The organism is Pseudoalteromonas sp. HM-SA03, assembly GCF_002289345.1.
Lineage (GTDB): Bacteria > Pseudomonadota > Gammaproteobacteria > Enterobacterales > Alteromonadaceae > Pseudoalteromonas.
On sequence record NZ_NSDG01000018.1, the window covers coordinates 1 to 12,236 of the forward strand.

8 protein-coding genes are annotated in these 12,236 nt (G+C 43.3%); 2 read left to right on the forward strand and 6 right to left on the reverse strand.

What is annotated here, in order from left to right:
• Positions 1-247: hypothetical protein (locus tag CKO50_RS24225; RefSeq protein ID WP_217989642.1), on the forward strand; the 247-nt coding region annotated here is incomplete at its 5' end.
• Positions 248-380: 133 nt separating this feature from the next.
• Here the strand turns inward: CKO50_RS24225 and nagP are convergent.
• The 5 genes from nagP to secA form a co-directional block, all read right to left on the reverse strand.
• A complete protein-coding gene (nagP, locus tag CKO50_RS02995) occupies positions 381-1,682 on the reverse strand; it encodes an N-acetylglucosamine MFS transporter NagP (protein ID WP_010605791.1) in 1,302 nt (433 codons plus the stop codon).
• Between the two features lie 240 nt (positions 1,683-1,922).
• Complete coding sequence (locus CKO50_RS03000; protein ID WP_095726948.1) at positions 1,923-4,514, reverse strand: family 20 glycosylhydrolase; 2,592 nt, start codon at positions 4,512-4,514, stop codon at positions 1,923-1,925.
• Between the two features lie 324 nt (positions 4,515-4,838).
• A complete protein-coding gene (locus CKO50_RS03005; RefSeq protein WP_095726949.1) occupies positions 4,839-6,911 on the reverse strand; it encodes a M13 family metallopeptidase in 2,073 nt (690 codons plus the stop codon).
• Between the two features lie 114 nt (positions 6,912-7,025).
• Entirely contained in the window at positions 7,026-7,418 is a 393-nt protein-coding gene (gene mutT, locus CKO50_RS03010) for an 8-oxo-dGTP diphosphatase MutT (RefSeq protein ID WP_095726950.1), read from the reverse strand.
• A 107-nt stretch (positions 7,419-7,525) separates the two neighbouring features.
• Positions 7,526-10,234 carry a preprotein translocase subunit SecA gene (secA, locus tag CKO50_RS03015; RefSeq protein ID WP_095726951.1) on the reverse strand — a complete coding sequence of 903 codons (2,709 nt, stop codon included), beginning with the start codon at positions 10,232-10,234 and terminating at the stop codon, positions 7,526-7,528.
• A gap of 483 nt (positions 10,235-10,717) precedes the next feature.
• Here secA and CKO50_RS03020 point away from each other — a divergent pair, with 483 nt between their 5' ends.
• The gene (locus tag CKO50_RS03020) at positions 10,718-11,203 is read left to right on the forward strand and encodes a DUF721 domain-containing protein (RefSeq protein WP_010368638.1); all 486 of its coding nucleotides are present in this window, start codon (positions 10,718-10,720) and stop codon (positions 11,201-11,203) included.
• A gap of 45 nt (positions 11,204-11,248) precedes the next feature.
• Here CKO50_RS03020 and lpxC read toward each other — a convergent pair whose 3' ends face one another.
• Positions 11,249-12,172, reverse strand: coding sequence for a UDP-3-O-acyl-N-acetylglucosamine deacetylase (gene lpxC / locus CKO50_RS03025; protein WP_010368639.1), 924 nt, complete (start codon positions 12,170-12,172; stop codon positions 11,249-11,251).
• Positions 12,173-12,236: the final 64 nt, after the last annotated feature.

A 12,236-nucleotide genomic window follows, 5' to 3' on the forward strand; every position in this document is an offset into this window, starting at 1 on the left:
GCAAACACCAAACAATAAGCACCAAACACCACACATCTGCGTAGCAGCGATTTTATATCGCGACGTAAGAAAGCAACCCTCTCAGCATAAAGCAGCTCCTACACGGCAAACACCAAACAATAAGCACCAAACACCACACATCTGCGTAGCAGCGATTTTATATCGCGACGTAAGAATGCAACCCTCGCTGCATAAAGCAGCTCCTACACGGCAAACACCAAACAATAAGCACCAAACACCAACGTAGCAGCGATTTTATATCGCGAAAAAGATCCCAGCATCAAGCTGGCCCTATAGGTAAAGGAAGACATAAAAAAAATGCCACCTTATTCAGGTGGCATTACACACGGGATTATTTCTACATACATAGAAATTCTGTATTACTTCCAGCTTCTCATTTTATGACCCTTCAATGCATAGAAGAGAATGAATAAGTAGCTAGGTAGCATTAAGCTGTACGCACCTTGAGCACCTAGTCCAGCAACATTACCTAAACCGATAAGCAATGGTCCAAGTGCACCACCGGCAATACCCATAATAAGTAGGCCTGATGCAGTGCCTGTTAAGCGCCCTAAGCCATCAAGTGCTAAAGGCCAAATTGCAGGCCATACCATGGCATTAGCAAAACCCAACAATGCAATACACAATAGCGGATCTGGCAAGTGAGGTCCACCAAAAGGTATCAATAGTATATTCGATAGGAAGTATGACTCATTGCTGCCTAAAACAACAGCAAAAACAGTGACTATACCTGCAATAGCTGACATCACAAGCGCAGTTTGCTGTGACATAAAGCGTGGAATAGTCGCGATTCCGATCGCATAACCGATTAACATACAGCCCATGGTATATGAGGTCATCACAGAGTAATCAGCAATCCCCAGCTGCAATGCATATGAACCAATCGTATCTGCTGCAATAACTTCCACTGCAACATATAGCGCAATACCAATGACGCCTAATGCTAAGTGAGGGTGACTAAGCGCTTCTTTTACTTCACCCTTGCCTGTTGAGCTTTCTTCTTCAAATACAAGATCTGGGAGAGGTGACACTTTTGCAAATAAAGCAAATAAGAAGATTAAACCTGCGATACTCATATATGGAGCAATCAAGCTGTTTGCCATCGCGTCCTTTTGAACTTGTGATAGTGCTTCACCTTCATTTACTACGCCGCTGACTACAACAGCTGCAAATACGATAGGTACGATTACACCCGCAGATTTATTGAGTAAACCCATAATACATACGCGGACAGCCGCTGATTCTTCAGAGCCCATTTTTACCACATATGGATTTACAGCGGTTTGTAGCACAGTTTGACCAACACCTATCATTAATTGAGCAAATAGGAAGATTTCGATCATTTGCATTTTTGCAGCCGGAATATACATCAATGCAGATAAAGCCATAATCGCGCAACCGATAGCCATACCATTTTTGTAACCGACTTTTTTGATCAGCATCGCAGATGGGATACCCGCGATCGTCACTGCAATATAGAAAGAAGAAATGATAAATGAAGCTTGGAGCGGTGATAGCTCCAACATCTGTTGTAAAAATGGCGTAATAGCCCCATTTAACCAAGTAATGCAGCCCAATATGAAAAACATTGACCCTGCGAGTGTCATAGGTAGCCAGACGCTTTGTTTGGCGAGTTGTTCTTTATCCACTGTCGCTTCCATAAAACTCTTCTTGTTGCTAGGGGTACATTGAAGTTTTGAAGCAAACTCAGCAATGTACAAAGTTAATTTGGATTATTATTTTTGCGCTTTATGTGCTCAATTTGGCATAGATCAAGAAAAATGACAGCGCTGACATTTAACTTTACGTTAAAATCTATTTCATTACCAGTTAGAATTTGAGCAAAATTATCACCAAAAAAGGGCCATAGCCCTTTTTTGCGATAAACTGAATACGAGGGTTTATTTCAACCCTGTGACACGGCTCGTATTTTTTTCTCCGGCTCGCGTTCTCAACAATACCTTACTTTCATCTGAGATACTCATCTGATCAGTATAAGGCTGCCAAGATTCACCATTGTCTAAGCTCACTTCAATTGCAAGATAAGGGAAAGCACTATTCGCTTCAAGTTTACCCAACACCACCTTGGCACCGGGAACCGGAAGGTTTGGCTTAATGCCATCGTTTTGCAATTTTGCAATCTCTTTTAAAGACAGGGCTGCTGCAAAGGTTGAGAAGTCCTTGTTTAACTCTTTTTGGTTAATACGACGCCCTTCCCAATCCGCTTTATGCCAAGCGCGCTCCGCAAGCGAAAGCAAACGAGGGAAAATTAATCGTAACACTTGGTCTTCCGAGCGAATGGTCTCACTCCATATTTGCCCTTGCATACCAAGGATATTTTGCGGTCTTTTAAGCGCGGGCAACTCTCGACCAACTAAGGCTTCTAGATTCACAATAGGCTCACGGTTTCGCGTGAAGTCCGCATTCGCATAAATATTATCTGGCATATACGAAAATGCTTTTTTCGTATCCGTGTAACGAGTTGCCCAATAATAGCCGCGCTCTTCAGGGTGCGCTTCGTAAGGGTGATCAAAGTACAAATGTGTACCGTGAGACAAAATAACTTGGTAATTGTTGTTTGCAAAACGGTGGGCTCTGTCTGCAACGCCCCACTCCCAAATGTTATCCCAAGTATTTACCAAAAACTGTGGATTTGGAAATTCATCACGTTTAAAGGTCGTCGTGGTGTTATACATTAAACCATCTTCCCAAGCGGCTGGAGTGATCCCACGCTTAGCAAGCAGTTTTGCCACTTTTTGTGTAAAGTATGGTTTTAAATCATTAGGTCCAGCCACTCCGTTGTCGGCTACCGCAAATAGATCATTACATGCTGGTGACTCAGTCCATGAGCCCTTTCCAACCTCATCGCCACCGAAATGGACTGTCGTTAGCATGGTACCAGCATCACGATACATTTCCTGCAGCTCATATACCACCTTCTCCATAAAGGCATAGCTTGAGTCCAAGCACACATTAATAGAGTTATCCGTATAGAGTTGCACCGTTAAATATTTTGAGGTGTCATCAATATCGTTCAGAAGATAGGCTTTGGCCTCTTGCGCTTTACCTGCTTCCATCAATTTGTGATAACGCGCTTCCATCGACTTGATCGCAGCACGAGCATGCCCAGGGCTTTCGATTTCTGGAATGATCTCGATATGACGCGCGGTGGCAAATTTAAGTAACTCGACAAAGTCCTCGCGAGACAGATAACCATTTCCACTTCCCGTTTTGAAAGGACCTGTGCCCAACTGAGTCAGTAAGCACTCACGCTCTTGTAAATCAAAACAACGGAATGCGCCAACTTCCGTCAACTCAGGGAGCCCAGGGATCTCCAAACGCCAACCTTCATCATCTGAAAAGTGCCAATGAAACTTATTTAACTTATAACGCGCCATCTGTTCAATTAATTTAAATAACGCATCTTTGCCATGATAGTTACGGGCATTGTCGTAATGCATGCCACGCCAGCTAAAACGCGGAGAGTCTTTGATCTCTACATGAGATAAGGTAATTTCATTTTTACTATCGGCTGGAAATAGCGCAAGCAAACTTTGAATACCGTAAAATACACCTGCGTTATCAATGCCCGTGATTTCAATCACATCATCATCAATATCCAATGTATATGACCCAGCTTGGCTGTAGTCATAATCGCGCCCTAGACTTTTCGCAACTTTAAGGCGGATTGTCGGAATATTTCCTTCTGGTACATGATTAGCTTCAGCTTTTAAATCCAGCCCATACTCTGATAAGTCTTCTTGAAATACGGCGACTTCTGACTTCAAGCGTCCGGCAAAGCGGATCTGCCAGTTTTTGTTAAGGGTGATTTCGCCACGATTAAAGTCGATGTGCTCAGGCTTTGGAATGATACGTCTTAGCGCATCTTCTTTTGAGACCGAAACATTGCTTTGATTACGTTCAAAACGCAGTGTTGCATTTGCTATCTGTGTGTAATCGGTAGGTGTATTGTATCTTTTCAGTTGGTTCTCACGCTCAAATGGCGCAACGAACTGTGTCATGTCTTCTGTATCAGTATTTGCAAAAATGACCGGTTTATTTTTACCTGAGACAATAAAGGCACGCGGCATAAAATCACTGTATGCAGCAACCCAAGCCGAACCATCAAAAGCCAACTTGAGCTTTTCACCGGCTTTTAAGCCGGCAAACAAATCGGTAGGGGTTATACGATGAAGGTCGCCATTAATATGCTCAAAGCGCAGACCTTCAGCTGTTTCCGTTGAGATATGACGAACTGAGTGCAAATAGATTTGCCAATCGCTTTGTCCTTTTGGTAGATCAACTTTTGAATTGTTAGTCAGTGTAATAGCACCGCTAAAGCCGCCGGCACCATTGCTGAAGTTATTTTCTACCGCAAATTCAAAATGCGTGTCACTTGCAAACTGCGCTAACTGCTGCTGCGTAAATGATGCGTGTGTATAGAACGAGCACCCAGCAATTATCGCCCCAAGCAAAGTCGTTTTTATTCTCATCTTTTGCTCCCAGTCTTCATGTTCAATTCAAAATGAACATCATTTAATCACTTATTGTTCCTAAACATCATATAAAAGTTAAAATGACAGCGCTATCATTATTTTTTCATATCCTTGTGTTAGACAAAATGAAGCTACTCTGATTTGGCTGTAAATACCATCAAATAGCGATGAACTAGACCTCGGAAATAGCGAGTGCTTGCAGAAAGTGCTGAATTGAGTTTGATATCTTGTGGAAGCTTCAGAGGATCGTAATTGAGAGTCGTAGAAAAGCGGCGGATTTACTGCATGAATGCAATAACGCCGCCNATTCAAAATGTGAAATTACCAGATTTTCACTCTGTCTTCTGGTTTAAGATACATCTTATCGCCTTCTTTCACATCAAATGCCTCATAGAACTCTGGCATATTCGGCAATACACCAATCACTCGATAATGACTTGGTGAATGCGGATCTGTCATCAGACGATTACGCAGCTCTTCATCGCGGTATTTGCGACGCCAAATTTGTGACCAGCCCATAAAGAAGCGCTGCTCTCCAGTGTAACCGTCAATAACCGGCGCTTTTTGATCGCCTAGTGAAATTTGGTACGCTTTATAAGCGACAGTTAACCCGCCTAAATCACCTATATTTTCACCCAATGTCAGTTGACCATTTACGCCCGCATCTTCAAATGGTTTAAAACCATTAAACTGCTCAACCAGCTTTTGGCTACGTGCTTCGAATTGTGAAAGGTCAGACTCACTCCACCAATTACGTAAGTTACCATCACCATCGTACTTCGCACCTTGGTCGTCAAAGCCGTGACCTAACTCGTGACCGATAACCGCACCGATTGCACCGTAGTTTACAGCATCATCCGCTTCTAGGTTAAAGAATGGCGGCTGTAAAATCGCAGCAGGGAATACAATCTCGTTATTCACAGGGTTATAGTAAGCGTTTACGGTTTGCGGTGTCATGAACCACTCACCACGGTCCACAGGTTTGCCTAATTTATCGATCATTTCCTGATTAGCAAATTGGCTATAGCGTACATAGTTACCGACTAGATCATCAGGACTTATCTCAAGTGCTGAGTAATCTTTCCATTTGTCAGGATAGCCTATTTTAGGCGTGAACTTATTGAGCTTTTCTTTTGCTGCTACTTTTGTTTCAGCACTCATCCATTCTAGGCCATCAATTGCCTGATCAAACCCTTTAATAAGGTTGGCAACCAACTCTTCCATACGCGCTTTCGCTTCTGGTGGGAAATAAGACTTTACGTAAATCTTGCCTAACATTTCACCTAGCACAGAATTACTTGCATCTACCGCTTTTTTCCACGTTGGCGCTTGTTCTTCTACACCCGTCAATGTTTTACCAAAGAAGCCAAATTTAAGGTCAACTACATCTTTACTTAGTAACTCAGCATAGTCATTGGTAAAGTGGAAAGTTAAATAGTCTTGCCATGTCTCTAGCTTTGAATCTGCAATGATTTTTGATAGCGCTTCAAAGAAGCTAGGTTGGCTCACAATAAGTGAATTCGTTTTAATACCAAGTGCGGTTAAAAACGCAGACGTATCAAAGTTAGGCATTAACTCATTAAATGCGGCTTGGCTGAGCTTGTTATATGTTTTAGTCGCATCGCGGCTTTCAACACGTGTCCACTGTGCCTCGGCAATTTGCTTTTCTAACTCAATAATATTGAACGCAGCTTGACCTGGATTTTTATGACCCGCTTTTGCTAGTAATTGCTCAATGTAGAGTCGATACTGCTCGCGGATCTGGGTGAATTTTTCATCCTCTTTTAAGTAGTAGTCACGATCAGGTAAGCCAAGGCCTGATTGGAACATATAAAGCGCGTTTTCACTTGAATTCTTGGCATCATTATTAACGTACCAACCAAATGGTGTGCTTGCGCCCGTTAAACGCATTTTAGCAAAGATAGATGGCAGCTCTGACTTACTCTTCAGTGCTTGAACTTCATCCAAGTAAGGCTTAACTGGGTTTAAGCCCAACTCATTTCTCGCCCCTTCATCCATATAACTTTGATAAAACGCACCCAACTTTTGCTCATCACTACCCGCTTTTGCAGATGCGTTGTTTGCAGCATCTTCCAATACTTTGCGGAGTGCTTTTTGCGATTCATCATAAAGCTGCGAGAAAGAACCATAATTTGATTTATCTGCCGGGATTTTGGTTTTTTCTAACCAATGACCATTGACGTGATAGTAAAAATCATCTTGTGGGCGCACTGATTTATCAATGTTTTCTAATTCGATACCAGAGTTCAAAACCGCCTTTTGTGCTTCGGCTTGTTCCGCTGGCTTTTGTTGTTGTGTTTGCGGTTGTTCACTACAACCAATCAATCCCAATGCAAGTGCAACACTTGCAGCAGTCAGAGATAGTTTTTTCATTTTATTCCCCTGATAGAGTTTCGCTTATAAATAGCCATCCGATAGTCTACCGCTGCACCTGACGAATGACTACGTCCTGATTTTGGAATTTAGTAACAAAGTTTGTCACTAATATTAGCGTGCTTGTAGTAACTCAACGATTGCTCTATTGGCCTCAGGAAACGCGAGCTCATGTAACTGCTCAACCGCAACCCATTTAGAAGGCTGCCCTTCTGCGCCATGAGCTTCACCTGAAAAGTCCTCAACGTGATGAATGTATAAGCATACCGCCTTATCAGCATAGTCATGCTCAATGCGCATTAGCTCAGATGAGTTATAGATCTCAATGCCCACCTCTTCTTGCAGCTCACGTTTCAAAGCCGAAAAGACATCTTCACCCGCTTCCACTTTTCCACCGGGGAACTCCCAAAGCCCACCTTGGTGTTGATCTTCACCTCTTAAACATACAAAGATTTGCTGCGCCTTTTCAATAACACCAACTGCGACTTCAACACGTTTTTTTTGCATCATTTACTCCATAAAAAAAGCGACTTAGCGTCGCTTTTTATACCAATTTAGATTTAGGGTCCGTTTATCTTTCAAAACAGCAAAGGTCAACGGCCCTAGTTATGCTGTTATTTTAGTTTTCCGCAACACTGCTTAAACTTCTTACCTGATTGGCAAGGACAAGGCTCATTGCGACCAACCTTTGGTTCAGTGCGCTCGGCAACAACCGCCCCCTCAGGCGTTTCACCGCCCACGCGCTCAACTTCTTCGTGTTGATATTCACGCGGTGCTTGCTCACTCTTACGATGTTGTTCTTCAACCTTCTCAACATCTTCCTCAGCGCGCACCTGAACTTTACTTAGTACGCCAACAACGTCAATCTTCAAGTTTTCAAGCATTTGTGAAAATAACTCAAACGACTCACGCTTATATTCTTGCTTCGGATTCTTCTGCGCATAACCACGTAGATGAATACCTTGGCGAAGATGATCCATTGCCGCTAAGTGATCTTTCCAATGCTGATCTAGGCTTTGTAACATAACTGCTTTTTCGAAGTGACGTAGCACGTCAGGGCCTACCATCTCTTCTTTTTGCTTGTACGCCTTATCAACGTCCTCTACGATACGATCGCGGAGCATTTCTTCATATAGCTTGCTGTCTTCTTCAAGCCATTTAGCAATCGGAAGCTCAACATGGAAGTCATTTTTCAAGCGTTCTTCAAGTGCTGGGATATCCCACATTTCCGCTAGACTTTGCGGTGGAATATACTGATCAATAGTCGCATTCAATACATCTTCACGAATAGCGGTGATCGTCTCTGAGATATCGCCTTCTTCAAGTAGTTCATTACGTTGCTCGTAAACCACTTTACGCTGGTCGTTAGCAACGTCATCGTATTCAAGTAATTGTTTACGAATATCAAAGTTACGCGCTTCTACTTTTCGCTGTGCGTTTTCAATGGCACGATTAACCCATGGGTGTTCAATGGCTTCACCACGTTGCATACCTAGTTTGCGCATCATGTTAGTCATACGCTCACCTGCGAAGATACGCATCAATGCGTCATCCATCGATAGGTAGAAACGGCTTGAACCAGCATCACCTTGACGACCTGCACGACCACGCAACTGGTTGTCGATACGGCGAGATTCATGACGCTCAGTACCAATAATATGTAAACCACCAGAAGCCAGTACTGCATCATGGCGCGCTTTCCAAGCGGCTTTAATTTCTGCTACCTGTTCTTCTGATGGGTTTTCTAATTTTTCAACATCCGACTGCCAGCTGCCACCCAGTACGATATCCGTACCACGACCAGCCATATTCGTCGCAATCGTTACTTTGCCCGGTAGGCCCGCATCCGCGATAATATCCGCTTCTTGCGCGTGGAATTTCGCATTCAGTACGTTATGCTCAATTTTTTCTTTGCGAAGGAAGTGAGAAAGATACTCAGAACTTTCGATAGACACTGTACCTACCAACACAGGCTGGCCACGTTCTTGGCAAGAACGAATGTCTTCAAGAATTGCTTCAAATTTCTCTTCTTGCGTCAAATATACCAGATCCGCACGATCGTCACGCACCATAGGTTTATTGGTTGGGATAACTACCGTATCTAGGCCATAGATTGACTGGAACTCGAACGCTTCAGTGTCCGCTGTACCTGTCATACCCGCAAGCTTGTTATATAAACGGAAGTAATTCTGGAATGTGATTGAAGCCAAGGTTTGGTTTTCGTTCTGAATACGAACCCCTTCTTTCGCTTCAACGGCTTGGTGAAGACCCTCAGACCAACGACGTCCTTCCATCGTACGGCCAGTGTGCTCATCAACGATGATAACTTCGTTATCTTTTACAACGTAATCAACGTCTTTTTGATATAGCTTGTGAGCACGAAGTGCTGCGTAAACATGGCTGAGTAGTGAAATATTACCTGCCGAGTAAAGCGAGTCACCCTCTTCAATCAAACCACGTTCAGTCAGTAACTCTTCAACTTTGATTTGACCACGCTCGGTAAGGTGAACTTGTTTACCTTTTTCATCAATGGTGAAATCGCCATCGCCTTCCACGCCTTCTTCGTCTTCTTTTTCTTGCTGTACAAGATCAGGCACAATTTTATTGATTTCGGCATAAAGCTCAGAGCTATCTTCAGCAGGACCAGAAATGATCAGTGGTGTACGCGCTTCATCGATTAGGATTGAATCCACTTCATCCACAACCGCATAGTTAAGTGGACGTTGTACACGTTCTTCAACACTAAACGCCATGTTATCGCGCAAGTAATCGAAGCCGAACTCGTTATTGGTGCCGTAAGTGATATCCGCAGCATAGGCTTGCTTTTTCTGCTGTGGCATCATGCCTGGTACATTACAACCTACAGTAAGGCCTAGGAATTCAAAGAGTGGACGGTTGGTCTCAGCATCACGCTTAGCTAAGTAGTCGTTGACGGTAATAACGTGAACACCCTTGCCTGAAACCGCATTCAAATACGCCGGCAATGTTGCTGTTAGTGTTTTACCTTCACCCGTTCTCATTTCTGAAATACGACCTTGGTGAAGCACCATACCACCGATCATTTGCACATCGAAATGACGCATTCCAAATACGCGCTTAGATGCTTCACGCACCGTAGCGAACGCCTCTGGTAATAAGTCATCTAGAGCTGAACCTTGCTCAATACGCTGTTTAAATTCAGCCGTTTTTGCTTTTAGTTCCTCATCGCTTAATTTGCCGTATTGTTCTTCTAAAGCATTGATTAAAGCGACTGTTTTTCTTAGGTTTTTGATGGTGCGATCATTACGACTACCAAAAATTTTGGTAAAAATATTTGCTAACATGTTTAAACCGTTTCACTCTGTGTATTGGCTGACCCATCTCTCTAAACCTATGTTGTTAAGACTGGGTCGCGCTTGTCCTGTTGGCGACAAAAGCGTTCCTAAATTACGGTTTTCATTTTGCCAATTTAGGAGTGAGCATTTTGTATCTTGCCGAGTTAAAATTATGCCCTATCATACCAGACTCTTTGTTTCTGCAAACCTTATTGGGTAAATAATACCAAGTTCAATTGCAAGAAATCTTTACTGTTGGGCGTAAGCGTACCGTTGCAAGTGATAAAGTTTAGTTGGCACCTAACTCGACTCAGTTATTCGAGTACAAAACTAAGCGCTTTTGACAACAAATGTTGGTACTTTTGGATTTCTCAAAAATTTGTCTCTGATATACTTAGAAGACTGAGAAACCACCAGTACGGAGTAAGTTGGCTCCGTATTATCCCAATATGGCGGTTATTTTTTATTTTTCAACCTATGGGAAGTAAGTCATTGGCTAAAAATCGCTACAATCCAAAACCACTTGATGAAGTGATGGGTGGGTGGTCAGATAAACTCAATCAATATGGCCAAAAAAGCGCCCAAGCGGCACAGTTACAGAGCTGCTTGGAAGACACGCTAGGCCCTATTTTGAGTAAGAAATGCCGTGTCGCTCACTACAAAGAAGGGACACTGACAATAGAGGCGGCTTCAGCAACGCTTGCTACTCGGTTAAACTTTTTGAAAATGGATATTCTCAGTGCATTTAGAAAAGTTGGATTACATGACTGTGCATTGGTTAAAATTACCACTAACCCAGAAGCTCAACAGCGCCTCACCAACAAGGTGGAGTCCCAATCTTCGACCTATCAAGCCAATCGCAGTATGAGCCAAGCCACTGGCGAGCATTTGCTAGCGCTGGCGCAATCCGCTCCACCATCGCTTAAGGCGAAACTAGAAAGACTCGCTAAACACGCAAACACAACGCAAAAAAAATGACGCCTTAGCGTCATTTTTTTATCAAACTGTATTAGCTTAAAAGTCTTATGCCGTTGCGGTATTGATACCCGCTTCCATTCCTGGCGCTGGCATACTGACTGGCTCTTCGAATGTTGCCCACTCCCATGCTGACTCAGTTGCCATGATTTCACGAAGCAACATATTGTTTAGGCCGTGGCCTGATTTATAGCATGAGATCTTACCTAAAATGTTGTGACCTGCCATAAACATATCACCCACGCAGTCTAAGATCTTGTGTTTAACAAACTCATCCGCATAGCGCAGGCCATCTGGATTTAATACTTTAAACTGGTCTAAAACAACCGCATTATCCATGCTGCCACCTAGGGCCAGATTGTTTGCATGCATATACTCGATATCACGCATAAAACCAAAAGTACGAGCACGACTGATCTCTTCAGTAAAGCTTTGAGCGGTAATGTCTAATCCAATACGTTGGCGGCTAGCATTGATCGCAGGGTGATTGAAGTCGATTTCAAAGTCGATGTGGAAACCATCGTAAGGCTCAATTTCAGCCCACTTGTCACCATCTTCAACACGCACTTTTTCTTTGATGCGAATAAAGCGCTTGGCAGCGTTTTGCTCTTCAATACCGCCTTTTTGAATTAAGTAGATGAATGGCAATGCACTGCCATCCATAATAGGCACTTCGGCGCTGTCTAGCTCTACGATGAGGTTATCAATCCCAAGTGCAGCTACCGCGGCAATCAAATGCTCGGTAGTAGACAAGCGAACGCCGTCTTTATTTGTTAAACACGTACACAGTTGCGTGTCGCCCACAGCTTCCGGTGTTGTTTCAAAATCAACAACAGGGTCTAGATCAACGCGGCGAAATACAACACCTGTATTCACACCAGCTGGTCGGAGAGTGATCGTGACCTTTTCACCTTTGTGTAAACCTACACCTGTGGCTTTAACGACTTGTGCAATCGTACGTTGTTTAATCATATATTCGCCCACTTAAATTCTAGATAGGCGGCGGAGTATAACATAGTTCCACCAAACTGCCAAT

Coding starts and splice junctions, on each gene's coding strand:
- mutT (WP_095726950.1), bottom strand. CDS start 7,418: ATGCAAAAAAAACGTGTTGAAGTCGCAGTTGGTGTTATTGAAAAGGCG.
- CKO50_RS03000 (WP_095726948.1), bottom strand. CDS start 4,514: ATGAGAATAAAAACGACTTTGCTTGGGGCGATAATTGCTGGGTGCTCG.
- CKO50_RS03005 (WP_095726949.1), bottom strand. CDS start 6,911: ATGAAAAAACTATCTCTGACTGCTGCAAGTGTTGCACTTGCATTGGGA.
- nagP (WP_010605791.1), bottom strand. CDS start 1,682: ATGGAAGCGACAGTGGATAAAGAACAACTCGCCAAACAAAGCGTCTGG.
- lpxC (WP_010368639.1), bottom strand. CDS start 12,172: ATGATTAAACAACGTACGATTGCACAAGTCGTTAAAGCCACAGGTGTA.
- secA (WP_095726951.1), bottom strand. CDS start 10,234: ATGTTAGCAAATATTTTTACCAAAATTTTTGGTAGTCGTAATGATCGC.